This is a genomic window from Azonexus sp. (assembly GCF_049652925.1).
In the GTDB taxonomy this organism is placed as follows: Bacteria; Pseudomonadota; Gammaproteobacteria; order Burkholderiales; family Rhodocyclaceae; genus Azonexus.
The window spans coordinates 161,981-187,996 of sequence record NZ_JBASFI010000023.1; the positions used below are offsets into that span (position 1 = coordinate 161,981).

Here is a 26,016-nt window from a genome sequence, read left to right on the forward strand (position 1 = left end):
TGCGATTCCGCACCTGTCAGCTACCCGCTATCGAAAACTGTGAACAGCGATCCCACCATTGATGTCAGCGAACTTCGGATAGGACTGTACGTCTATCTCGATCTGCGCTGGTTCGAGCATCCATTTGCCCTTGGCCACTTCAAGATCAAGAGCGAGGAGCAGATCAGGACCATCCGCGGGCTGGGACTCAAGCGCGTGCGCTACAGCCTGGAACTGAGCGACCGCGAGAGTCCGGATGAAACGTCGGCGTCTGCCGCACCGGCCAGGGGCGAGGTCAGCCCGGTCATCGCCCAGGCGTTGGCGGCCAAGAAGGAGATGATCGAGCGCATTCGCGTGCAGCGCGCCGCGGCGGCGCGCATCGAAAACGCCTTCATCGTCACTGCCAGCACCATCCGCGAGGTCGAGAAAAGCATTCTGACCAAGCCGGCCGAAACCGTGAAATCGGCCAATCAGCTGGTCGACCAGATTTCCGAATCGATCCTCAGCGCACCGGAACTGGCCATTCACGTCATGGGCGACATGGCTGGCGGCGAGGAACTGTATTTTCATTCGCTCAATGTCACCATGCTGTCGCTCATGCTCGCCCGCGACCTCGGCGTGCCGCAGGAGGCGGTCACGGCACTCGGCATGGGCGCCTTGTTTCACGACCTCGGGCGCACTGAAATTCCCAGTCGCATCCTGCTCAAGGTCGAGCCCTTGACGCAGGCCGAACAGCATCTCTACGAGCAGCATTGCGACTACGGCGTAACGCTTGGCAAGCGCCTCGGTTTCTCGCCCGCCGTGCTCACCATCATCCATCAGCATCACGAAATGTTCGACGGTTCCGGCTATCCGCAGCACCTCAAAGGCGACAGCATCAACCTGCTGGCGCGCATTGTCGGGCTGGCCAACTACTACGACGAGCTGTGCAACCCGGTCAACATCGCCAACGCGCTGATGCCGCACGAAGCCCTGTCGCTGATGTTCGCCAGATTGCGTGGCAAGTTCGACCCGCGGCTGTTGCAACTGCTCATCCGCCGGCTTGGCGTTTATCCGCCGGGCACCGTCGTGCAGTTGTCGAATGGCGCCATGGCCATGGTGGCAACGGTCAATACCAGCCAGCCGATGAAGCCGATTCTCGTTGTCTACGACGAATCGGTTCCCCGCGACGAGGCAATCCTGATCGACCTGTCGCAGGATTCCGACCTCAATATCGCCAAGGCGATCAAGCCGGCCCTGGTGCCGCGCCATATCTACAACTACCTGAGTCCCCGCAAGCGGGTCAGCTACTACTTCGACGCCTGCCAGGGGCAGGACGGGAGCAAGAAATGATCTCTCTCGAGCAAAAGATGCTCGATCACAGCGCCAGCATGATTCTCCTGGTCGATACCGACGGCTTGCAGATCGTCCGGGCCAATCGCCTGGCCATGCAATTGCTCGGCTACACGGAAGAAGAGCTACTTCAACGCAAGATCATCGATATCGAAAGTTCGCTGCAGGACGTTTTTTACTGGGAAGAGGTCGCGGCCGGCGCATTCACCGAAATCGAATGGCAGGAAGGGCTCTACTGCGGGGCCGATGGCGAGCTCATCGAGGTGTCGAAATCGATCTCGCTGATTCAGCACGAGGACAAAACCTATCTCCTCGTTCAGGCGCGGGATATCCGCCAGGAACGCAAGACTGAAGAGCAGCTCGAGCAGACGCTGTCACGCCTGCGCGCGACGCTCGAAGCCACCGGCAACGGGATTCTGGCTATCGACTGGCATGGCCGGATCGTCAGCATGAACCGCATGTTTTCGGCCATGTGGGCGATTCCCGATGAGCTGCTCGAACAGCACAGGGACGACGACATCATCGGTCACGTGTCGAGCCTCGTGAGTGAGCAGGCCGCCTGCCGGGAGAGGCTGAGCGCCATTGTGGACAGCGAGGAGAGCGACGAGCATTTCAACCTGGCTGATGGGCGGGTATTCGAATGCAAGTCGCGGCCGCAATATCTCGGCGAACACATCGTCGGCCGCGTTTTCAGCTTTGCCGATGTGACCCGCCGGGTCGCCGCCGAGGATGCCCTGCGCGAATCCCGCGACGAACTCGAACGGCGCGTCGAGCAGCGCACCGGCGAGTTGCAATCGGCCAACATTAAACTGAAGGCCGAGCGCGAGCAGCAGGCCGCACTGATTGCCCGTCTGGAAGAAGCGCAGAGCCAGTTGATCCAGTCCGAAAAGATGGCCTCCATCGGCCAGTTGGCAGCCGGCGTGGCGCACGAAATCAACAACCCGGTCGGCTTCGTCAAATCCAACCTTGGCACGCTGCAACGCTACATCGCCGACCTCGGCAAGGTGCTCAAGGCCTATGCCGAAATCGAGCACGAACTCGGCGAAGCATCCCAGGCCAGCGTCACCCAGTTGAAGAAGGATCTCGAACTCGACTACCTGCAGCAGGATCTCGACGTCCTGCTGGCCGAAACCAACGACGGCGTCCAGCGCGTTCAGGACATCGTCCGCGACCTCAAGAATTTCTCCCACGTCAGCAGTTCTGACATCGTCCTGGCCAACCTCGAAATGGGGCTCGACAGCACGCTCAACGTGGTCTGGAACGAACTCAAGTACAAAGCCAAGGTGGTCAAGGAATACGCCGCCATTCCGGAAATCATGTGTGCGCCGTCGCAGCTCAACCAGGTTTTCATGAATCTTCTCGTCAATGCCTCGCAGGCTATCGAAGAACACGGTCAGATCAGCATTCGGACGGCCAGCAGCGAGGCCGAAATCCGCATTGAAATCGAAGACAGCGGGCGCGGCATCCCGCCCGAGAACCTCGGCCGCATTTTCGAGCCCTTCTTCACCACCAAACCCGTCGGCAAGGGAACCGGGTTGGGGCTCTCCCTGTCCTATGGCATCGTCAAGAAACATCATGGCCGCATCGAAGTGAGCAGCGAAGTCGGCAAGGGCACGCGATTCACGGTCATTTTGCCGCGCCATGTTGATTATTCTGCCGGCGAGTCCGCCGGGGAAAATGGCGCAAAGTGACCCGTTTGGCACACTGAATTGCCGCGATTTTCGAGCGTTGCTCCAACTGGATGGACTTCCACGGTCAACCCGAAAATTTGGCAAATTTTGAAATCGACTCGCTTAAAATTGCAGTCTGTAACCAGCCGCCAGAAATCATGAACCAGACCATCAGCTTCATCACCCTCGGTGTGTCCGATCTGGCCCGCAGCCGGGCTTTCTACAAGGCACTGGGCTGGCAGGAATCACCGGCCAGCCAGGAAGCGATTGCCTTCTATCAAGCCGGTTCGGTCGCCTTTGCCCTGTTCCAGCGCGAGGCGTTGGCCGAGGATGCGGCCGTAGCGCCCGCCGGCAGTGGTTTTCCCGGTTTTACGCTGGCTCACAACGTACCCTCCGAAGCGGCGGTGATCGCCACGCTGGATGAAGCGGTAGCCATCGGTGCAACGCTCGTCCGCCCGGCCGACAAGGTCTTCTGGGGCGGCTTTCGTGGCTATTTTGCCGATCCGGACGGCTTCCTGTGGGAAGTCTGCTTCAACCCGTTCGTGGCGCTCGACGCCGATGGTTTCGTCAAGCTCGTATAAATTCTCTTTCAGGCGCCGCCGGACAGTGCTGCACATTTTTGGTGCATGCCTCCTGTCATCAGGCTTTCATGAGGTGCGTGTGAAGATTTGGCTTATTTAAAAACAATGGCTTGCAAGGTGGTTCGCGTCTTGCTTTTAAGCTTTCAATCATTCTGTCTGGAGCAAGCTCGTGTCGATCCATGTCGCGCTGAATCACGTAACCCGTTATAACTACGATCGCCTGATCAACTTAGGTCCGCAGGTCGTCCGCCTGCGCCCCTGCCCGCATTCGCGGACCCGCATCCTGTCCTACTCATTGAAGGTCGGTCCGGACAAGCATTTCGTCAATTGGCAGCAGGACCCGCAGGGCAACTACCTGGCCCGCCTGGTTTTCCCGGAACAGACCCGTGAATTCAGCATCGAGGTCGACATGGTGGCCGAGATGTCGGTCCTCAACCCCTTCGACTTCTTCCTTGAGCCGCACGCCGAAAAGATTCCTTTCGCCTACGAGGATTGGGAGCGTCACGAACTGACGCCTTACCTGCACAAGCTGCCGGAAACGCCCGAACTCAAGAAATACATGGCCGGCATTTCGCGCGAACCGCTGCGCAGCGTCGATTTCCTCGTCGCCCTCAACGCCAACCTGCAAAAGGCAATCGGCTATACCATTCGCATGGAACCGGGTGTCCAGACGCCGGAAGAAACGCTGACCCTGCGTACCGGCTCGTGCCGCGATACGGCCTGGCTGCTCGTCCAGATCCTGCGCCACCTTGGCATGGCCGCCCGTTTCGTTTCCGGCTATCTGATCCAGTTGACCGCCGACGTCAAGTCGCTCGACGGCCCGTCCGGTCCGGAAGCCGACTTCACCGACCTGCACGCCTGGGCTGAAGTCTATCTGCCGGGCGCCGGATGGATCGGGCTCGACCCGACCTCCGGCCTGTTCGCCGGCGAAGGCCACATCCCGCTCGCCTGCACACCGGAGCCGGGTTCCGCTGCGCCAGTCACCGGCGGCCTCGACGAGTGCGAAACCGAGTTTTCGCACCACATGCAGGTCACCCGCATCTGGGAATCGCCGCGCGTCACCAAGCCCTACTCCGATGAGCAGTGGGCCGAGATCGAGGGCCTCGGCCACCAGATCGACGACACGCTCGGCAAGCTAGACGTGCGTTTGACCCAGGGCGGCGAGCCGACCTTCGTCGCCGTCGACGACCCGGATGGCGCCGAATGGAACACCGCCGCCCTCGGCCCGACGAAGCGCATTTTCGCCGCCGACATCTTCCATCGCCTGCGCCAGAAATACGCCCCGAACGGCCTCATGCACTTCGGTCAGGGCAAGTGGTACCCCGGCGAACAGCTCCCGCGCTGGTCGCTGAACTGCTTCTGGCGCAAGGACGGCGAGCCGATCTGGAATGCGCCTGAACTGTACGCCAACGAAAGCGTCAATTACGGTGCGACCAGCGAACACGCGGACCGCTTCCTGAAACGTGTCGCTGAACGCCTGGGCATGACCTCCGACTACGTCTTCCCGGCTTTCGAAGACGTCTATTACTACATGTGGCGCGAACGCCGCCTGCCGGGCAACGTCGATCCTTTTGATTCGCGCGTTGACGACGCGCTGGAGCGCGAACGCCTCATGAAGGTATTCACGCAAGGCATGACCTACACCGTCGGCCACGTCCTGCCGATCATGAAAAATGTCTGGAACCAGTGGCAGACCGGCCCGTGGTTCCTGCGCTCCGAGCGTTGCTACCTGTTCCCCGGCGATTCGGCCATGGGCTATCGCTTGCCTTACGACTCGCAGCCGTGGACGGCAACGAGCGACTACCCCTACATCAATGTCCCGGATGCCGAAACGGCAACCGATCCGCTGGCCAGCTATGCCGCCCTGCGTAACCGCGTCACCGGCGAAGTCGGTGCCCGCGAGCCGCAGATGCAGAGCCGCCAGGGCAGTGCCGGTGCTGGCGCTGGCGCCGCCGGTGCCGCCGCCTCAGCGAGCGGCGACGGCAAAGTGCGGCCGTGGGAAAAGCCAACCGAGACGATGCCGGGTTTCAAGGAATCGGCCGGCTGGATCACCCGCATGGCCATGTGCGCCGAGCCGCGCGACGGTCGTCTCTACGTCTTCATGCCGCCGACCGAGAAGCTAGATGACTATCTGGAAATCGTCGCTGCGGTCGAAGCGACGGCCGAAGAGATGTCGCTGCCGGTCATCATGGAAGGCTATACGCCGCCGTCCGACCCGCGCCTGACGCATTTCAGCGTCACCCCCGATCCCGGTGTCATCGAGGTCAATGTCCATCCGGCGCGTAGCTGGGACCAACTGGTCGACCAGACCACCCACCTCTACGAGGCGGCCCACTACTCGCGCCTGACCACCGAAAAGTTCATGGTCGATGGTCGCCACACCGGCACCGGCGGCGGCAATCACTTCGTCCTCGGCGGCGCCACGCCGAACGATTCGCCCTTCCTCCGTCGGCCGGACCTGCTCAAGAGCCTGATCGCCTACTGGCACAATCACCCGAGCCTGTCCTACCTGTTCTCCGGCCTGTTCATCGGCCCGACCAGCCAGGCGCCGCGTGTCGACGAAGCGCGCAACGACAGCCTCTACGAGCTCGAAATCGCCTTCAAGCAGATTCCGCAACCGGGCGGCGTTGTTCAGCCGTGGCTGATTGACCGCATCCTGCGCAACCTGCTCACCGATGTCACCGGCAACACGCACCGTTCCGAGTTCTGCATCGACAAGCTTTACTCGCCGGACGGCCCGACCGGTCGCCTCGGCCTGCTTGAGCTGCGCGCCTTCGAAATGCCGCCGCACGCCCGCATGTCGCTGGCCCAGCAACTGCTGCTCCGCGCCATGATCGCCCGCTTCTGGGAACAACCCTACGAGCCAGCTCGTCTGGCGCGCTGGGGGACCGAGCTGCACGATCGCTTCATGCTGCCCTTCTACGCCGAGCAGGACTTCAATGATGTCATGCAGGAAATGGCGGAGGCCGGCTTCGCCTTCAAGGCCGAATGGTTCGCCCCTCACTTCGAATTCCGCTTCCCGAAATACGGCGATTTCGCCGTCAAGGGCATGGAGTTCGAGCTGCGCCACGCCCTCGAACCCTGGCACGTCATGGGCGAGGAGGGCGGTGCCGGGACCACGGTGCGCTACGTCGATTCCTCGGTCGAGCGCGTCCAGGTCAAGATCAAGGGCATGGCGCCCGACCGTTACGTGCTGACCTGCAACGGCGTTCCGGTGCCGCTGCAGAACACCGGAACCAACGGCGAATTCGTCGCCGGCGTTCGTTACCGCGCCTGGCAGCCGGCATCCTGTCTGCATCCGACCATTGGCGTTCATGCGCCGCTGGTCTTCGACATCGTCGATACCTGGATGCAGCGTTCGCTGGGCGGTTGCCAGTACCACGTGGCGCATCCGGGCGGTCGCAGTTTCGACACCTTCCCGGTCAATGCCTTCGAGGCCGAAAGCCGTCGTCTGGCCCGCTTCTTCCGCTTCGGCCACACGCCGGGCAAGCTGCAGGTCAAGGCAGCGGAGGTCAGCGCCGAGCACCCGTTTACGCTAGACTTGCGCAGGTTTTAATCAAAAATTCGGGTTGACCGTGGGAACAGGCCGGAAACGGCCTGTTTTTTCTACAAGAACAAAGAAAAATGGCGCGCACCCTCCTCGCAATCTACCCCCACAGTCCCCGCCGCTACGATGAAATGCTGGCTGCGGATGGTGAAGTTCGTCCGCACTGGAAGCAGTTCCTGACGCATCTCGATGCGGTGACGCCGGAGGAAATGCGGCGCCGCCTCGATTTTTCCGAGCAGCGTATCCAGGAAAACGGCGTCACCTACAACGTCTACGCCGATCCGAACGGGGCCGACCGGCCGTGGGCGCTCGATCCGTTGCCGCTGATCATTCCGCCCGACGAATGGGCCGAGCTGTCCGCTGCCGTCGCCCAGCGCGCCACGCTGCTCAACGCCATTCTGGACGATCTCTATGGCGAGCAGACGCTGCTTGCCGAAGGTCTGCTGCCACCGGCGCTGGTCTATGGCCAGCATGGCTACCTGTGGCCGTGCCGCGGCGTCAAGCCGCCGGGCGGGATCTGGCTGCACAATTACGCCGTCGATCTGGCGCGTTCGCCGAACGGCCGCTGGTGGGTCATCGCCGACCGTACGCAGGCCCCGTCGGGAGCGGGCTATGCGCTGGAAAACCGGCTCATCGTTTCGCGTGTTTTCCCGGAAATGTTCCGCGACCTGCGCGTCCAGCACGTCGCCGACTTTTTCCGCGACCAGCTCGATGGCCTGACCGCGCTGGCGCCGGTCGAGGGCGACGAACAGCCGCACATGGTCCTGCTCACCCCCGGGCCGTACAACGAAACCTATTTCGAACACGCCTACCTGGCCCGTTACCTCGGCTTCCCGCTCGTTGAGGGACAGGACCTCACGGTACGCGGCGAAACGGTCTATCTCAAGACCCTGCGTGGCTTGAAGCGCGTTCACGTCATCCTGCGCCGTCAGGACGATGCCTATTGCGACCCGCTCGAACTGCGTGGCGAGTCGGCGCTGGGCATTCCCGGCCTGCTCAACGTGGCGCGGGCCGGACGCGTCGTCATCGCCAATGCGCTGGGCAGCGGCCTGCTCGCTTCCGGCGCGCTGATGGGCTTCCTGCCCGCCATCTGCCGGCACCTGCTCGGCGAAAAGCTGGCCATGCCGTCGGTCGCGACGTGGTGGTGCGGCGAGAAACCGGCCCTCGATTACGTCAAGGAAAATTTCGACGATCTGGTCATCAAGCCGGCCTACCCGACCCAGAACATGGAGCCGGTTTTCGGTAACGAACTGAAGGGCGAGGCGCGCGCCGAGATGCTGCGCCGGATCGAGGCGCGACCACACGCCTACGTCGCCCAGGAAATGATCAACCTCTCGCAGGCGCCAACCTGGAGCCGGGCGCATGAACGTCGCCTGCTGGCCCGTCCGGTCGGTCTGCGCGCCTACGCGGTGACGACGCCGGACGGCTATTCGGTGATGCCGGGCGGTCTGGCCCGGGTGACGACGGCGGCCGGCACGCGCATCATTTCGATGCAGCGCGGCGGCGCCTCGAAGGATGCCTGGGTTCTGACCAATGGCCCGGTCAGCCAGTTCTCGCTGCTCAAGCCGTCGGTTGGCGTGCGCGACCTGGTGCGGGCCGGCGCCAATCTGACTTCGCGCGTCGTCGAGAACCTGTTCTGGCTCGGCCGCTATTCCGAACGCTTCGACGACAGCGCCCGCATGCTGCGTGTCGCCTTGTCGCGCGTCGTCGTCGGCGGCGGCCAGAAGACGCCGGTAGTCATCGCGGCGATGGAACTGGCCCGGCGGCTGGGCGTGTTGCCCAAGCCGGGCGAGGAGGAGGCCAAGCTCAAGGAAAGTGGCGGCGAGGTCAAGGAGGGCGGCGAGCACGAGTTGCTCGAGGCGATCTACGATCCCGAGCAGCCGGGCAGTCTGGCCCGCAATATCCGCGCCCTGATGTGGTCGGCGACGCATGTCCGCGAACGCCTGTCGCTTGATCACTGGCATTCGCTCAACCGCCTGCAGCGTGACCAGCAGGCCGCACTCAAGACACATCCGACGCTGACCGAGGCGATCGCCTTCCTCGACCGCGTGCTAGGCGTCTCGTCATCGCTGACCGGTTTCGCCATGGACAACATGACGCGTGACGACGGCTGGCGCTTCCTGTTCATCGGCCGACGGCTCGAACGGCTTTCCTTCCTGTCGCTGATGGTTGCCCATTTTCTGCGCATGCCGGCAGCGCGCAGTCAGGGTTCGCTCGAATGGCTGCTCGAACTGTCCGACTCGATCATCACCTACCGCTCACGCTACTCGCGCCAGCCGGAACTGCTGCCGGTCATCGACCTGCTTGTTTTCGACGAGAGCAACCCGCACGGCGTGGTGTTTCAGGCCAACGTCCTGGGCAACTACCTGGAGCGCATGCAGCGCGAGCTCGGTGACGATTTTGGTGGCGGCCTGGCCGCTGCGCTGGCGGCTCTGGAAGCCTTTGACCTGCATCGTCTGGAAAACATCCAGTTCGACAGCGCCCGCGATTATTCAGCCTGTGAGGAACTCGCCGACCTCTTGCTGGCGCTCGATAGCGCCGCGAACAAGCTCTCCGAGGCACTCGGCATGCGCTACTTCACCCATGTCGGCGATGTCAGCCGGCAGACGATGGCGGTCTGATCATGGAACCCGTTCGCTACCGCGTCCTGCACGAAACCCGCTACGACTACGGCAGCAACGTGTCGCTGTCGCAGCAGCAGTTGCACCTGTCGCCGCGCATTCTCGACTGGCAGCAGGTCGAAGAGCAGCGCATCGACATCACGCCGGTGCCGACCTGGCGCCGTGACGGCCGCGACGCCTTCGGCAATCCGGTGACCTGGATGGCCTTTCATACGCCGCATGACGAGCTGTTCATCAGTTCGGCCATGACCGTCGCCGTCATGCCGCATCTGCCCAAGGATATCGAGGCATCGTTGCCCTGGGAGGAAGTCCGCGACCGCCTGGCTTACGATTCGACCGATCCGATCCCGGCCGACCTCGATGCCACGCGCTTCCTGTTCGAAAGCCCGCACGTGCGCGTCAAGCACGAGCTGGCCGACTACGCCGCCGACTGTTTCCCGCCAGATACGCCGGTGCTGGTTGGCGCCAAGGCGCTGATGGCCAAGATTTTCCGCGAATTCACCTTTGATCCCGAGGCGACCACGGTGTCGACGCCGGTCCTCGAAGTGCTCGAAAACAAGCGCGGCGTCTGCCAGGATTTTGCCCATCTGATGATCGCCTGCCTGCGGGCGCTCGGTCTGGCCGCCCGTTACGTCAGCGGCTACCTGCTGACCCGGCCGCCCCCGGGCAAGCCGCGCCTGATCGGCGCCGATGCTTCGCACGCCTGGGTTTCCGTCTATGCACCGGGTAGCCAGGAGGAAATGAGCGACTGGGTGGATTTCGATCCGACCAACAATCTGCTGCCCAATACCGAACACATTACGCTGGCTTTCGGCCGCGACTTTTCCGACATTTCGCCGTTGCGCGGCATCATTCTCGGCGGCGGTGGCACCGAGCCGGACGTTGCGGTGACGGTCATTCCGCTCGACGAGGAAGAGATTCCCGGAGAACTGCTCAAGGCAGAAAAAGACGAGCCAGCCGAACCGTCCGAGGCGCCGGAAGCCGACGCGGACGACAAGTGATGCCGCGTGTCGCCATCATCGGTGGCGGCCCGGCTGGCCTGATGGCGGCCGAAACGCTGGCGGCAGCGAATTCCACGGTCAACCCGAAAAACATCCAAATTTTCGAATCCATGCCCTCGGTCGGCCGCAAGTTTTTGATGGCCGGCAAGGGTGGCATGAACATCACCCATTCCGAGCCGCTGGCCGATTTCATCGGGCGCTATGGAGAACGAGCGGCGAACATCGCGCCGCTGCTCGACGCCTTCGGCCCGACCCAGCTGCGCGAATGGATCAATGACCTCGGCATCGACACCTTCGTCGGCACCTCGGGCCGGGTCTTTCCGACCGACATGAAAGCGGCGCCGCTACTGCGCGCCTGGCTGCATCGGCTGCGCGGACAGGGCGTGCAGTTTCATGTGCGGCATCGCTGGCTCGGCTGGGCGGCCGATGGCAGCCTGCGTTTTGCCACACCGGCCGGCGACATTGCGGTCGAGGCGGATGCGGTCATTCTGGCCCTCGGCGGCGGTAGCTGGGCCAAACTCGGTTCGGATGGCGCCTGGGTGCCCATACTGGTCGACCGCGGCATCGACGTGGCGCCGCTCAAGCCGGCCAACTGCGGCTTCGATGTGGCGTGGAGCCCGTATTTCAGCGAACGTTTTGCCGGTGCCCCGGTCAAGGCCGTTTCGGCCCATTGCCACGGTCAACCGGAAAAAAAGGGCGAATTCAACATCACGGCGACGGGCATCGAAGGCGGCCTGATCTACGCCGTTTCGGCGCCCTTGCGCGATGCGCTGGCCCGCGACGGCAGCGCTGTGCTGCATCTCGATCTGGCCCCCGGCCGCAGCCTCGACAAACTGAGCGCTGACCTCTCCCGGCCGCGTGGCCGCGATTCGCTGGCCAACCATCTGCGCCGGCATGCCGGCATCGAAGGCGTCAAGGCCGGACTGCTCCGGGAGTTCTGTTCGGCCGAGACGATGAATCAAGCAAGCCGTCTGGCTGCGGCGATCAAGCGCTTGCCGCTGGTGGTGACGGCAACCCGGCCACTCGACGAAGCGATCAGCACGGCTGGCGGCGTTACCTTCGAAGGGCTGGACGAAAACCTCATGCTGCGTGGCCAGCCCGGTGTGTTCTGCGCCGGTGAAATGCTTGACTGGGAGGCGCCGACCGGCGGCTACCTGCTCACCGCCTGTTTCGCCAGCGGCCGGGCCGCCGGTCTGGGCGCCAGTCGCTGGCTGGATAGTCTGGCCTAAACTGCGCTCGCGGGCGAAGTTGCGTCGTTAAGCACGGCCAGTGCGCCTTCAAAATCGAAGACGGAGACGCAGTCCTCGAATGCCCGGAAGTCCTTGCCGAGGACCATTTTCAAGGTCGCTGCCTGGTGTCTGACCAGATCCTGGGCACTCATCTCGCCTTGTTGCAACTCTCGGCGGAGGCGCTCGATCAGGGCGCTGCTTGCCACCGCGTCGCCCGCATCTTCGCCGACATGCAGCGGTTGGGCGACAGCGGCCAATTGCTCGCGCAATGAGATGTAGGCTTGCTCGGCAGCCTCAATGAGCGGTTCGATGGCGGTTGATTCACGCCCTTCCTTGATTGCCGCTTCCAGCGCTATCGAGGTTTTGTTGATGAGCATGGCGCCAAGCGTCGCCGAGACGCCTTTCAGCGAGTGGGCGAGGCGGCGCGCCTCGTCACGGTTGCCAGCGGCAAGATGGTTGCGGATGCGGGCAAAGTCGTCGCCGTGGTTTTCCGTGAATTTGGCGAGCAGCCGGAGATAGCTGTCCATCCGGCCGCGCACCGATTGCAGGCCGAAGCGGCTGTCCAGACCGCTGATGTCGGCCAGTTCGTGGCGGGCAACTGGCGGCTCGTCAGCCGGAGTCGGGATGGCAGCCTTGATCGGCAGCCAGCGGGTAAGCGCGGCAAAAAGGACATCCGGGGCGACGGGCTTGGCAACGTGATCGTTCATGCCGGCGGCCAGACAAATGTCACGATCTTCGTCAAAGGCATTGGCGGTCATCGCCAGAATGGGCGTTTTTCCCCAGCCCGGCAGGGCGCGAATCTGGCGGGTCGCTTCAAGGCCATCCATGAGCGGCATCTGCATGTCCATGAGAACCAGATCGTAGTGCCGTCCGCGGGCCATCTTGAGGGCCTGGCTGCCATCGACAGCGAGATCGACTTTCAGTCCGGCGCAGTGGAGCAGTTCACTGGCGACCTCGGCGTTGATAGCGTTGTCTTCGGCCAGCAGGATGTGTGCGCCGCGCCGGTAGCCGGCGGCGAATGCAGCGCTCGCCTCGGGCAAGATCTCATTTTCCAGTGCCACGCCGAGCCGGGCAGTGAACCAGAAGGTGCTCCCTGTGCCCGGCTCGCTGTCCACGCCGATCTCGCCATGCATCGCTTCGGCCAGCCGACGGCTGATTGCCAGACCCAGTCCGGTGCCGCCGTAGCGGCGAGTGGTCGACGTGTCGCCCTGCTCGAATGGCTGGAACAGTCTGGCCAGGCCTTCCGGAGAAATGCCGATACCGGTATCGGCAACTTCGCAGCTGATCATTGCATGGCCATCGGCGCGACCGAGCAAGCGCATCGTGATGCGGACGTTGCCACGGTGGGTGAATTTGATGGCGTTGGAGAGGAAATTGAGCAATATCTGCTGGATCCGCAACGGATCGCCGAGCAGGGTCGCCGGCATGGCCGGGTCGATCACGCAGCTCAGCGGAAGATGTTTGGTTTGAGCCCGGTCGGCCACCATCGCGCAGGTATTGGCGCAGATATGGGCGAGCGAGAAGCCGGTATGTTCGAGCTGCAGCTTGCCGGCTTCGATCTTTGAGATGTCGAGCACATCGTTGATGATGCCCATCAGGTGGTGCGCGGCCTCGGCGACCTTGCCCAGCCGATCGTGCTGTTCGGTACTGCCGGCGCTGCGCTGGGCAATATGGGTGAGGCCGATGATGGCATTCATCGGTGTCCGGATTTCATGACTGATGTTGGCCAGGAAAGCGCTCTTGGCGCGGCTGGCCGATTCGGCTTCGTCCTTGGCCTGGATCAGTTGCTCGGTGCGCTCGGCGACCAGCGTTTCGAGGTGGTGACGGTAATTTTCCAGCTCGGACTGGTTCCGCTTTTTCTCGGTAATGTCTTCCTTGATGGCGAGATAGTGGGTAATCAGTCCATCCCGCTGGCGCACCGGTGAAATGATGGCGAATTCGGTGAAGACAGAACCATCCTTGCGCTGGTTGATGAACTCCCCACGCCAGGTATTCCCTTCGCCAAGCGTTGCCCACATCTCGATATACGTCTCTTTTGGCGTTTGCTCCGAGTGCAGCAGGTTCGGGTTGGCGCCAATCGCTTCTTCGCGGAGATAGCCTGTGTTGCTGACAAACGCTTCGTTGACGTACTCGATTTCGGCACGGGTATTGGTGATGACGATGCTGTGCGGACTTTGCTCGATGGCCAGCGACAGCTTGCTCAACTGTTCCTCGGCGAGATGACGCTCGGTGACGTCCTGCACCGTGCCGACGGCGAATACAGCCTGACCGGCCTGGTCAAAGCGGATATTGGCCCGCTCGCGGACCCAGCGCAGCTCGCCATTGACGACGATGCGATGCTCGCTGTCGTAGCTGGCGCCGGCCAGGGCGGCCTGCCAGTCGGTCAGAACGCGCGCCTGGTCGTCCGGATGGATGCGTTCGACGAAATCGGCCAGGCGCAACGGGTGAGTGTGCGGGAGCTTGAAGATCTGGTAGACCTCGGTGCTCCAGTTGAGCTTGTCATTGACAATGTCCAGCGTCCAGCTGCCAAGGTGGGCAACGGCCTGCGCCTCTTTCAGTTCTGCTTCGCTCTGGCTCAGGCGCTGCTCGAACTGCTTGCGTTCGGTGATGTCCTGGCTCGTGCCGAATAGCCGGCTGACCCGGCCATCGGCGCCGTAAGCAAGCTGGCCGACGGTGTGTATCCAGCGTTCCTGGCCATCATTGCGGCGGATCAGCCGGTATTCGTTGTCGAATGGCTGGCCACCCCGGAAAACGTGGTCCCGCGAGTAATCGCTCATCCGTGCCCGGTCTTCGGGATGGATCAGGCGCCGCCAGTCCTCGGTATTGAGCAGTTCTCCCGGACCCATGCCGAATATTTCGTTGTGCGTTGGCGAACCGGTCAGGCAGTCGTTGGCTGCGTCGAAGGTGAAATGGCCGAGCCGTGCCAGGCGCTGGGCTTGAAGCAGCATCGCCTCGCTCTGAGCCAGCGTCTGCCGCGAGCGCTGCATGCTCAGGCCAAGGCCGAGTTCGCCGGCGAGGTTGCAGAGCAGGGAGATCTCTTCGTCGTCGAACGGGTCGATCGCTGCCGAATAGAGATTGAGGACGCCGATGACCTGTCCGTCAACCCGCAGCGGGAGTGAAATCGACGAATGAAACCCCTGCGCATTGGCTGCTAGCCGCCACGGTTCGAAGGAAGCATCGCAGTCGATATTCCGGATGATCGACGGGACGCCACTGCGGACGGCGCGGCCGCTTGGCCCGCGCCCGGTCGGCGTATCGTCCCAGGTGACGTTCAGGTTGGTGACATACGGTTCACAAAGGCCGGAACAGGCCGTTGGAGCAATGCTCCTTCTTTCGTCGTGAACCGCTTCGCCGACCCAGGCCGTCAGATAGCCGCCAATATCAACCAGTACGGAGCAAACGTCAGCCAGCATCTGCTTTTCATCGTTGTGGCGGACCAGCGACTGGGCGACGCTGCTCATCATGCGCAGGGCGCGGTTCTGGCGGGTAATCTGCTGACGGGTAATCTGCCGTTCGGTAATGTCATTGACGACGCCCGTTGTCACGCTGGGGCTGTCGTCGGCATTGCGTTCAACGACGCAGCTGCGATCCTCGACCCATAGCCAACGTCCGTCGCTATGCCGGATCCGGTATTCGAGTACCCGGGAATGATTTTTCGGGCGATTTTTGTCGTTGACCGTGGCAACCAGCAGATGCCGGTCATCGGGATGGATTTGCCCCATCCAGTCCGCCTTGGTCTCGGGCGCGCCGGATCGCGTATGACCGAGCATGGCGAGCAGACCATCGCTGGCGATCAGATAGCTGCTTTTGTGGCTGTACTCCCAGCTGCCGGCAGCGGCGCCGTCGAGTGCCAGTCGCAAGTGGGTTTCGAGATGCAGCCGCTCGCGTTCCTGCTGGGACTGGAGCATGGCGTTTTCCAGACGTTCGAGCGCCAACTGCTCGAACAGCCGGCGTTGGCTGATGACGCCGAGAATCCGGCCGTCGTCGGCGAGAACCACCATGTGCCGAAGCTGGAAATGGTTCATCGTTTCCAGCGCCGTGGTAACCGTCGCGTCGACATGGACGCTGCGCAAGGGCGCGCTCATGGCCTGGCTCAGGCTGGCGCCGTGCGGGTCCTGAAAAACGCTGATCAGACGCGGGATGTCGCGTTCGGTGATGATGCCGAGCGGCTTTTCGTCGGCGCTGACGATCAGGTAGTCGGCAGCATGCCCGACCATGCTGGCCAAGGCCTCGCCCAGCGTCGCTTCGGGTGGCAAAAGCGGGATATTCCTGTCCATGATGCCTTCCAGCGTCCGCAGGTGGCGGAAGGCTTCGGTACCCAGGCGCAGGCGGAAATCGGTGTCGCTGACGATACCGCAGACCAGCCCCGACGAATTGACGACGACGAGGTGACGGATGCCATGTTCTTCGACAAGGTGGCGGGCGCTGGCCAGATCAAGATTGGTCGGGGCGGTGATCAGCGGGCGCGACATGACTGCATCGAGTCGAACATCTCCCGACTGGTGCTCATGCAGGGTACGCAGGATGTTGCTTTCGGTGATGATGCCGAGAGCTTGCCCATCGGCTATCACGAGCAAGCTGGAAATATGTTCCCGGGCCATGAGATTTGCTGCTTCGCGCAGCGTCGCGTGCGGCGGCAGGCTGCGCACGTCGGCGGTCATGATGTCGAGGAGCGTGGTTAAGGGGGCGCTCATTTGGTATCCGTGCGGCTCGCCGCAATGATGGGGGACAGGGCGCCGCAGGTTTCCCGCAGGCGCTCGGCAAGGGTGGCGAGGCGGAGGGAAATGACCGGTGGTGCGGCGGGTTCGCGCAAGGCCTCATTGAGGGCGCGGGCGGCATCGTAGATACCCTTGAGGCCAAGGGTGCCGGAGACGCCTTTGAGGCCATGGGAAATTTGTTCAGCCTGGGCGTTGGCGCCGCTGCTCAGGGCGGTGCTGATCTTCGCGTGATCGTCGCCATGGGTGTCGACAAAAATGCCGAGCAGGCGCAAATAGCTTGGCAGCTTGCCGCGCATGGATTTCAGCCCATAGTCGCTGTCCAGTCCCGGGACTTTCTCCAGGGCGGCGATGGTTGCCTGCGCGGCATCGATCGGGGCCGGTTCTGGTTGCGCTGCCGCCGGGAGGGCTTGGGGGCTGGTTGTGATCATTGGCGGTGTCAGCCATTTGATCAGCGTGGCATAGAGCGTCGACGGATTTACCGGCTTGGCGACGTGATCGTTCATTCCGGCATCAAGACAGCGCTGACGATCCTCGCCGAAGGCGTTGGCCGTCATCGCCAGAATGGGCACCTGACGGCCGCCCGGGCTCTGCCGTATGAGGCGGGTGGCGGTCAGGCCATCCATGACCGGCATCTGGATGTCCATCAGAATCAGATCGTAGACCGTTTCCGCGGCCATTTTTACGGCTTTTTCGCCGTTGACCGCGAGGTCGGCCTGCAGGCCGATGCCGCGCAGCAGGTCGAGCGCCACTTCCTGATTGATCGGATTGTCCTCGACCAGCAGGATGCGCGCATGGGCGTATTCGCTGCTGATCAATTGTTCCGCTTCATTGGCCGAGAGGCGCGGGGTGGATACGTCGGTGGCTGTTGTCCCGGCTTGCAGGCGGGCGGTAAACCAGAAGGTGCTGCCTTGTCCGGGAACACTTGTCAGCCCGGCTTCGCCACCCATCAGGTGGGCCAGTCGGTGGGCAATGGCGAGGCCCAGTCCGGTGCCGCCGAAGCGGCGGGTTGTCGAGTTGTCGGCTTGTTCAAAGGCGTTGAAAAGACGGCCTTGTTGCTCGATGGGGATGCCGATCCCGGTGTCGGATACGGCAAAGCGCACCATCAGGTTCTCAGCCTCGGCAGAGAGCAGACTGACGGTGACGGAAATGCTGCCCTTTTCGGTGAATTTGACCGCGTTGCTCAGGTAGTTGAGCAGAACCTGGCCAATTCGCAACGGGTCGCCATGCAGCACGGGCGGCAAGGCCGGGTCGATGTCCTGGCGGAATGCCAGGCCACGGGATTGCAGTCGGTCGAGTATCAGTTCGCTGGTGTTGTCGAGGATCCGCGAGAGGAGGAAATCAACCGGGGTAAGCTCCAGTTTTCCGGCCTCAATCTTCGAGATGTCGAGGATCTGGTTGATGATCGCCAGCAGGTGGTGTGCGGCATCGGCTACTTTGTTCAGGCGCCCGAGTTGCTCGGCATCCTGTGTGTGATGTTCGGCGAGGTGGGTGAGTCCGATAATGGCATTCATCGGCGTCCGGATTTCGTGGCTCATGTTGGCCAGAAAGTCGCTTTTCGCGCGGTTGGCCTGTTCGGCAGACTCCTTGGCAGCCTCGAGTTCGGCTGTGCGTGCCTCGACCAGTTCCTTGAGGTGCTCGCGATGTTGTTCGAGTTCGCTGGCTGTTTGCTTGGCTTCCGTGATGTCCTGCCAGATGGCCGATACCTTGATGCCCTCGCCGACCCGGACGGCCGCCGCCGCGATCCGGGCAATCTGGATGCTGCCGTCGCGGCGTCGGTGCTGACGCTCGAAGGTGGCGTTGCCCTGGGCAATGACCCAGGACATGAACGAGCGCAGGTCGGCCTCGGTCGTGTCGACTTGCAGGTCGAGAAGGGTGAAGCCGGAAAATTCGGCGCGGCTATAGCCGAGGTTATGAATGACCGCATCGTTGATTTCGATGAACCCCAGCGTTTCGGGATCGATCAGGCAGATTCCGTCGTTGGCCTGGGTGACGATGCTCCGGAAGATTTCTTCGCGTTCGCGCAGTGCCTGTTCTGCAGCCTTGCGTTCGGACACGTCGATAATGTAGACAACGAGATGGGGTTCGCCGTTGATATCAATTTTGGCAGCGGAAAGGCTGATGCGTCGCCGACGTCCGTCGCGGCCTATGCCGATGCTGTCGAAATCGACGACATGACCGTCGCGTTTGAGTATGTCGACCATTCTGGCCCGATCCTCGGCTTGCCAGAGTCCGGCCTCGATAGTCGTCTTGCCGATCAGTTCTTCGCGTGTCGAGCTGTATTCGCTGAGCAAGCGTTCGTTGACATCAACCATTTTGCCATCGGCCGCGCGGGTGATGCAGGCAGCGACCGGGGCGGCGCGGAAGGCGATGGCCAGTCGCTCCTGCAACTGGGCAATTTGCTCGGTTGCCCGTTTGCGTTCGGAGATGTCGAGGATGAAGGCAAGGATGTAAGGATTGCCACCGAGATGGACGATTTCGGCCGAGAGGCTGATCTGGACAGGCGTCCCGTCGCGTCGCAACCACTCGGTCTGAAAGTCCTGGAGGAGGCCCGTTTCCAGTAGCTGATTACGCCATGTAATTCGGGCCTCGGTACTCGGCCATAAATGAAAAACGAGAGCGCTTTTGCCAATCAGCTCCTCCCGCTGCCAGCCAAGGAGATCCAGGTAGCGCGGGTTGACCTCGAGAAATGTGCCGTCGTCCAGTGTGGTTAACGAAATGGCCGCCGGGCTGCCATTGAAGGCAACGGTAAACCGTTCCTGCAGTTCATGGTTCTGGGTAATGTCGCGGCTGATACCAAGGACACCAATCAGATGCCCGGTGCTGTCGTGGATCGGTGCCTTGGTTGTCTGCAGCAGTTCGCGATGGCCGTCGCTGGCGAAGGTGACCCATTCGTCGTTACGGCACGGCCCTTTGGCGAGCAGTGCGGCGAGATCATTGGCCCGGAAGAGTCTGGCCAGTTCGGGATCGACGAAATCGAAGTCGGTCTTTCCGCAAATGCTGGCTTCGTCAGCGCCGAAGAACTGCTCGAAGCGCTTGTTGCAGCTGAGATAGACACCATCAGGATCCTTCAGCCAGACGAGGTCGGGCATGGTGTCGAACAGGGTGCGCAGATGGCCGCGTTCGCGCTCGAGACCGACTTTGGCATCTTCGGCAGCTGCGCGGCGAGCCATGTTCTCGCGCAGCAGGCGGTAAAGCAGCACCGAAAGGAGGGCTGCCGTAATGGCGATGAAAAACCAGCCTTTGAACATGCTTGCCGTGATACGCATGTCTGCATCGGTGATCAGGTAGGCAACAAGTTGGTCAGATACCAGGATCCACAGTGCTGCCAGCGCAACGTAGGGCAGGACTACCTGGGCGATGGCCCGATGTAATTCTTTTTGCTGGCTGCGTTGTCGGGCGCTCGGCATTGTCTACTCGGCGTAGGTCTTGGCGACGGTCATGAAAGTGGCGTATTCCCGAATGAAGGCGTCGACGACGTCCGGATCGAAATGGTTTCCTTTGCCATCGACGATGATGCGGTAGGCGTCGTCAAAGGAAAATGCAGGTTTGTAGACGCGTTTGCAGGTCAGTGCATCGAATACATCGGCCAGGGCCATCAGGCGTGCAGCAATCGGAATCCTGTCGCCGATGAGTCCGTCCGGATAGCCGCTGCCATCCCATCTTTCGTGGTGGGAGCGGGCGATCAGCTTGGCGATGGCAAGAAATTCGACCGGTTTGTCGGCGTCCGCTTCGGCTTGGGCTATGGCATTGCTGCCGAGTTCGGCATGGGTTTTCATGATTTCCCACTCTTCCGGCGTCAGTTTTCCAGGCTTGAGGAGGATGTGGTCGGGAATGCCGACCTTGCCGATGTCGTGGAGCGGGGCGGACTGAGCCAGTGCGTTGATGGTCCGTTCGTCGAGATAGCCGGAGAAACGCGGATTGTCACGCAGTGCCTTGGCCAGGGTCAGGACATACTCCTGCGTGCGCCGAAGGTGCTTGCCGGTTTCCGGGTCGCGGGTCTCGGCTAGGCGGGCCAGCGCATGGATGCTGACTTCCTGAATCAACTGGTTTTCGCCCATGCGGCGAGCCACTTCGGCTTCCAGATAGTTGTTCTGGTTGCTCAGGATGTCGCGCGCCTGTTTGAGTTCGAGTTGCGTGCGGATGCGGGCGAGGACAATGCTGGGGCGGATCGGCTTGGTGATGTAGTCCACCGCGCCATGGTCCAGGCCGCGTTCTTCGTCTTCGGTGCCGTCCATGGCCGTGACAAAAATGACCGGGATGTTTCGTGTGGCCGGGGTAGCCTGCAATTCGGCGAGGACATCGTAGCCATCCATTTCCGGCATCATGACATCGAGCAGGATGAGATCAGGTGTCGGGCTGCCGAGCGCGATCTGCAGCGCGCGTCGGCCGGAATTGGCAGCACGGACGCGATAGGCAGGTTGCAACAACTCGCCGAGGACGCTGAGATTCTCCGGGGTGTCGTCTACGATGAGAATGGTCGGCGGGTTGGCGCCCATTTTGTCTCCTGTCGCCCAATCATGGCGAATTTCTCAGAATTATCACCTTGTGGTCGTGAAATTGCTATGGTGGCAAACCCTCATCGGCCGCCATGGGAGGATTTATATCCTCTTCTATTCAGATCCCGCGTTGCGTTCCGACAATACGGTGATAGGTGGCAAAGCGCGTTTTATCGATCTTTCCGGTGTCGATCGCAGCAATCAGGGCGCAATCCGGTTCCCGGTTGTGATGGCAGTCGCGGAAGCGACACTGACCAAGATAGGGGCGAAATTCCGGAAAGGCCTGTTCGATATCCTGCAGGTCGAGGTGGCCCAGGCCGAATTCTTGCAGGCCTGGCGAATCGATCAGATGGCTGTCGGCATCGAGGTGGTAGAGCGTGGCGTGCGTTGTCGTGTGCTTGCCGGAGTCGAGCGCCTGCGATATTTCGCGGGTGGCGGCCCGGGCTTCGGGGATCAGCGCATTGACCAGCGTCGATTTGCCCATGCCGGATTGGCCGACGAGTACGCTGGTCTGGTTGGCGAGGTAGGGGCGCAGGTCTTCGGCGTGTTCGAGGGCGGACAGTTCGAGGACGCGGTAGCCGAGGTTGGAGAACACGGCCAGGCGTTGGCGGGCGGTCGGCAGCTTGTCGGCAAGGTCGCACTTGTTGAGCACGATGAGCGGCGCGATTTCCTCGCTTTCGGCTGCCACCAGGGCGCGGGCGATCAACTCGTCGGAAAAGGCCGGTTCGGTGGCGACGACGATGACCAGTTGGTCGACATTGGCGGCGATCAGTTTCTGGCGGGTTTCATTGGAGCGGTAGAGTAGGCTGCTGCGCGGCTGAATGGCCTCGATGACGCCCTGATCGTCGGATGTTTGCTTGATGTCTACGCGATCACCACAGGCCACATCGCTTTTCTTGCCGCGCGGGAAACAGGGCAGCCGTGAGCCGTCGGCCAGTTCGACGACGTACTGGCGGCCGTGCGCGGCAATGACGCGGCCTTCCATCAGTCTTTGAAGTGGTAGTACTGCTGGTTCAGGTAGGCGGCGACTTCGGCTTCTTCTTCCGGGAACCAGCCGGCCTTGGTCATCGCGTTGCAGGTGGCGACGCGTTGCAGGATATCGAGCTGGGTCGACAGCAAGCGACCGTCACGGGTGTACATCTTGCTGCCATCACCACCGTAGAGGCGGACATGGCAGGCGACGCAGGCCTTGTCGTGGTGTTCCTTGCCGATTTTCGGGTCGGCCTTGCCCCATGGTTCGGCGGCCAGCGCCGGTAGTGAGATCAGGGAGGCAGCAAGCAGTGCGTTGACTGTTTTCATGCGGGTTTCTCCTGAATTTGCAGGTGCGCGATGCGTTGCGCGGCCGGCGGGTGGGAATCGTGGAACAGCGAGTGTAACGGGTCGGGCGTCAGGGTTGAAGCATTGTCCTGATAGAGCTTGACCAGAGCGCGAATGAGATCGCTGGCGGCAGCATGCTGAGCAGCGTAAGCATCGGCCTCGAATTCGTGGCGACGGGACAGGTTACTCATCAGCGGACTGAGCGGAAAGGTGAATACCGGCATGACGAGGAAGAACAGGATCAGTGCCAGGGTCGTGTTCTGTGTCGCAACGCCGAGCCCGGCGTAGAACCACTGGGCGTCGATCAACTGGCCGAGCAGCCAGAGAAAGCCGAGCGAGCCGGCGAACATCAAGACCATGCGCTTGACGACGTGTTTTTTGCGGAAATGGCCCAGTTCGTGGGCCAGCACGGCTTCGACTTCGGGCGGTTCGAGGCGCGAGAGTAGGGTGTCGAAAAAGACGATGCGTTTGGTGTTGCCGAAGCCCGTGAAGTAGGCATTGCCGTGGCTCGAACGCTTCGAGCCATCCATGATGAACAGGCCGGAGGAGCGGAAGCCGCAGCGGGTGAGCAGGGCTTCGATACGCGATTTCATTTCGCCATCCTCGAGCGGCGAGAACTTGTTGAAGATCGGCGCGATCCAGGTCGGATAAACGAACATGATGAGCAGATTGAAGGCGCTCCAGAATAGCCAGACGTATAGCCCCCAGTACTCGCCCATGGCGCCCATCAGCCAGAGCACGGCGGCGATGACGGGAGCGCCGATGGCGACGCCGAGCAGGGTTTGCTTGAGTAGATCGGTAACGAACAGGCCGAAGGTCATCCGATTGAAGCCATGACGGGCCTCGATGACGAACTGGCTATACAGCGAGAGCGGCAGGTCGATCAGCCCGGAAATGAACATCACGCTGAAAATCATCGCCAGGCCGTAGGGGAGTCCATCCAGACGGAGCGACCAGAAGTCGTGCAGTGTAGCCAGGCCGCCACCGAGGGTGAAGGTGAGCAGCACGCAGGCTTCGATCAGGGTGTTGAAAATGGCTGCCTTGCTCCGGTCGACCGTGTAATCGGCCGCTTTCTGGTGTTCTGCCAAGGCGACGCGTTCGGCAAATTCGGCCGGTACGGCACCGCGATGAGCTGCGACGAAACGGATGTGGCGCAGTTTGAGCCAGAGGCGCGTTGCCACGGTCAACCCGAAAAAAAGCAGAAAAATGAAAGTGAAGTCAGGTGTCACGGATGGGGGACCAAAGCTGTGCGAAAATCGCGGTTTTCAAGGATTCGGGCAATTATATGGCAGGCACTGCAAACAACCTCGTCTGGCTGGACATGGAAATGACCGGCTTGAACCCGGATGGCGACCGGATTATCGAAATGGCCATGGTCGTCACCAACTCGGAACTTGAAATGGTCGCCGAGTCGCCTGCCTGGGTCGTCCATCAGAGCGACGAAATCCTCGCTGGCATGGATGATTGGAACCAGAAAACCCACGGACGTTCCGGCCTGATCGACAAGGTCAAGGCGTCGACCATGAATGAGGCTGAAGTCGAAGCCCAGGCGCTGGAATTTCTGAAGAAATATTCCCTGGCCGGCCACTCGCCGATGTGCGGCAATTCGATCGGCCAGGATCGTCGATTCATGGCCCGCTATATGCCGACGCTGGAAACCTTTTTCCATTACCGGAATCTTGATGTCAGCACCCTCAAGGAGCTGTGCAAGCGCTGGCAGCCGGAGATCTACAAGGGCTTCAAGAAAAAGAGCAAGCACACGGCGCTGGCCGATATTTACGAATCAATCGATGAAATGAAGTATTACCGCGAGCACTTCCTGAAGGGGTAATCGCGTCGCAACCGCTGCTGTCAGCGCCGGAAGAGACGGAAAGTTTCCTTGCGGTCGCCCGGGCGGTTGCCTTCCCAGACCTTGGACCACTTGCCATTGGGCGCCGCCAGTTCGCTGCGCGTGTCGCCGACGACCAGCAGCCAGTTGCAAGCCTGTCCCGCTTTTGAACTTTCGTTCACCGGTTCGATGCCGACAAAATAGGACAGCGAGGCAAGCTGGGTTTGGTTCAATCTGCGTTCGGCTAGGCAGCCGTGATCGGCCGGCAAAGTCTGCGCGATGGACTGGGCAACCAGGCGGTACGATTTGTTGAAGTCGAACCACGGCATGATCAGTGTCGTTGCCAGCAGCCACAGCGTCGTGCAGCCGAGCGTCCAGTGCGTCAGGCTGCGATAGGGCGAACGCGGTGCGGTGACAATTAGCCAGATCCACCATGCCGTTGCCGCCAGGCCGATGAGTAGTGCCACTAAGTCGAAATGCCCGGAGAAGCCGGGGCGCAGTACCAGCGCCCGCTTGGCCATCTGCCCTGGCCAGCCGAGAACCATTGCCGACCAGCCTAGCCAGACGATGCCGACAAAGACGCTGAAGGTCGACATCGCGAACCAGTCGAAGGCATTCGCCGAGCCGCGCCGCAAGGCGAGGGCGCCGGGCGTGGCGAGCAGGGCCAAGGGAGGTAACAGCAGTAGCGCGGGAATTTGCTGGGGGCGGTAGGCCCAGGCCAGCAGTAGAAGCGTTATCAGCAAAAAGGAGAGGGGCAGCAATTGCTCCGCTGCCTTGAGGCTCTTGCGCCTGATCCATAGCGTCCATCCAGCGAGCGGAATGGCAGGAAAGGCGAACCACGGCAACATGGCGAGAAAACGGCCGCCGCCAGCGAGCGAAAATGGTGTTTTGAGCGGCGCCAGTTCGGTGGCCAGCCAGCCGTGGAAGCGACTCGGCTCGAGATTGAGCAGAAGCAGCGGCCACGGCAGAATCAGGACGGTGGCCAGGGCAAGGCCAATCAGCAGGGTGTGCAGGGCTTTCGGGCGGTCCGGAGACAGCCACCAGGCGATGGGGGCAATGGCCAGCAGAGGCAGTGTCGGGGCGATGCCGGTTCCGAGCAGGCAGCCGGCTACCGCGAGGCCGTAGAAAATGCCGGTCAAGCGAGGTTTTCGGCCAATCGTGGCAAGTGCGCCCAAGCCGCCGGCGTAGGCGGCAAGTGCGATCAGCATCGGCTGTGCATCGTGGGCGTGGAAGAGAAGGCCGGCACAGCCGGCGAGCAGCAGCGGGCTGGCTGCCGCGCTCTCCTCGCCATACAGCTCGCGGCCGGCGTAGTAGAGCCCCATCAGCGCCAGCGCAACCCAGATGCCGCTGGCCAGGCGCATTGCTTCATGCAGCGGCAGCAACCAGCCGAACAGTTTGCCGGTCAGGGCCGCGCTCCAGTAATAGAGCGGCGGCTCGTGGAAAGGGCGGCCAGCCAGATCGGGCGATAGCCAGTCGCCAAAGTTCAGCATATGCCAAGCGGCGCCAATGTGGATGGCGTCCTCGCCCTTCCACGGGTCGCGGCCGAACAGGCCCGCAAGTACGTAGAAGGCCAGGATGGCGGCGAGCACCCAGCCGGCGGGAGGCAGGCGAATGCCGCGACGCAAGGTGTCGCGAATCAGTACGAGGAAATCAGACATGTCGGCCAGAAATGAAAAAGGCAGCCATCAGGCTGCCTT

The 26,016-nt window shown here is 61.9% G+C and carries 15 protein-coding genes; 8 read left to right on the forward strand and 7 right to left on the reverse strand.

What is annotated here, in order from left to right; translation table 11 throughout:
* Positions 1-39 precede the first annotated feature (39 nt).
* The 7 genes from WBK19_RS12055 (at position 40) to WBK19_RS12085 (ending at position 11,960) form a co-directional block, all read left to right on the forward strand.
* A complete protein-coding gene (locus WBK19_RS12055) occupies positions 40-1,311 on the forward strand; it encodes an HD-GYP domain-containing protein (RefSeq protein WP_511290013.1) in 1,272 nt (423 codons plus the stop codon).
* Positions 1,308-3,002, forward strand: a complete 1,695-nt coding sequence (locus tag WBK19_RS12060; RefSeq protein WP_511290015.1) for a PAS domain-containing sensor histidine kinase — start codon at positions 1,308-1,310, stop codon at positions 3,000-3,002. Before WBK19_RS12055 ends, WBK19_RS12060 begins: the two co-directional genes overlap by 4 nt.
* A 137-nt stretch (positions 3,003-3,139) precedes the next feature.
* The gene (locus tag WBK19_RS12065) at positions 3,140-3,562 is read left to right on the forward strand and encodes a VOC family protein (RefSeq protein WP_511290017.1); all 423 of its coding nucleotides are present in this window, start codon (positions 3,140-3,142) and stop codon (positions 3,560-3,562) included.
* A 169-nt stretch (positions 3,563-3,731) separates the two neighbouring features.
* Positions 3,732-7,118 carry a transglutaminase family protein gene (locus tag WBK19_RS12070; RefSeq protein ID WP_511290019.1) on the forward strand — a complete coding sequence of 1,129 codons (3,387 nt, stop codon included), beginning with the start codon at positions 3,732-3,734 and terminating at the stop codon, positions 7,116-7,118.
* Positions 7,119-7,186: 68 nt separating this feature from the next.
* A complete protein-coding gene (locus WBK19_RS12075; RefSeq protein ID WP_511290020.1) occupies positions 7,187-9,730 on the forward strand; it encodes a circularly permuted type 2 ATP-grasp protein in 2,544 nt (847 codons plus the stop codon).
* A 2-nt stretch (positions 9,731-9,732) separates the two neighbouring features.
* On the forward strand, positions 9,733-10,731 hold the full coding sequence (locus WBK19_RS12080) for a transglutaminase family protein (RefSeq protein WP_511290022.1): 999 nt from the start codon (positions 9,733-9,735) through the stop codon (positions 10,729-10,731).
* Positions 10,731-11,960: a TIGR03862 family flavoprotein gene (locus tag WBK19_RS12085; RefSeq protein WP_511290024.1), complete on the forward strand. Its 1,230-nt coding sequence runs from the start codon at positions 10,731-10,733 to the stop codon at positions 11,958-11,960. The genes WBK19_RS12080 and WBK19_RS12085 overlap by 1 nt, the downstream gene beginning before the upstream one ends.
* Here the strand turns inward: WBK19_RS12085 and WBK19_RS12090 are convergent.
* From WBK19_RS12090 to WBK19_RS12115, 6 genes are all read right to left on the reverse strand, one after another.
* Positions 11,957-16,654, reverse strand: coding sequence for a PAS domain-containing protein (locus tag WBK19_RS12090; RefSeq protein ID WP_511290026.1), 4,698 nt, complete (start codon positions 16,652-16,654; stop codon positions 11,957-11,959). The genes WBK19_RS12085 and WBK19_RS12090 overlap by 4 nt on opposite strands.
* Positions 16,651-20,085 (reverse strand): PAS domain-containing hybrid sensor histidine kinase/response regulator, encoded by a 3,435-nt coding sequence (locus tag WBK19_RS12095; RefSeq protein WP_511290028.1) that lies wholly within the window; start codon positions 20,083-20,085, stop codon positions 16,651-16,653. The genes WBK19_RS12090 and WBK19_RS12095 overlap by 4 nt, the downstream gene beginning before the upstream one ends.
* A gap of 3 nt (positions 20,086-20,088) precedes the next feature.
* The gene (locus WBK19_RS12100; protein WP_511290030.1) at positions 20,089-21,174 is read right to left on the reverse strand and encodes a response regulator; all 1,086 of its coding nucleotides are present in this window, start codon (positions 21,172-21,174) and stop codon (positions 20,089-20,091) included.
* A 118-nt stretch (positions 21,175-21,292) separates the two neighbouring features.
* On the reverse strand, positions 21,293-22,159 hold the full coding sequence (gene rsgA, locus WBK19_RS12105; RefSeq protein WP_511290032.1) for a ribosome small subunit-dependent GTPase A: 867 nt from the start codon (positions 22,157-22,159) through the stop codon (positions 21,293-21,295).
* Positions 22,159-22,473, reverse strand: coding sequence for a cytochrome c (locus tag WBK19_RS12110; protein WP_511290034.1), 315 nt, complete (start codon positions 22,471-22,473; stop codon positions 22,159-22,161). Before WBK19_RS12110 ends, rsgA begins: the two co-directional genes overlap by 1 nt.
* A complete protein-coding gene (locus WBK19_RS12115; protein WP_511290036.1) occupies positions 22,470-23,672 on the reverse strand; it encodes a M48 family metallopeptidase in 1,203 nt (400 codons plus the stop codon). Before WBK19_RS12115 ends, WBK19_RS12110 begins: the two co-directional genes overlap by 4 nt.
* 104 nt (positions 23,673-23,776) lie before the next feature.
* On the opposite strand from WBK19_RS12115, the gene orn reads away from it, so the two are divergent.
* Positions 23,777-24,322 carry an oligoribonuclease gene (orn, locus tag WBK19_RS12120; protein ID WP_511290038.1) on the forward strand — a complete coding sequence of 182 codons (546 nt, stop codon included), beginning with the start codon at positions 23,777-23,779 and terminating at the stop codon, positions 24,320-24,322.
* A gap of 20 nt (positions 24,323-24,342) precedes the next feature.
* On the opposite strand, the gene WBK19_RS12125 is transcribed toward orn, so the two are convergent.
* Complete coding sequence (locus WBK19_RS12125; protein ID WP_511290040.1) at positions 24,343-25,977, reverse strand: ArnT family glycosyltransferase; 1,635 nt, start codon at positions 25,975-25,977, stop codon at positions 24,343-24,345.
* Between the last annotated feature and the right edge of the window lie 39 nt (positions 25,978-26,016).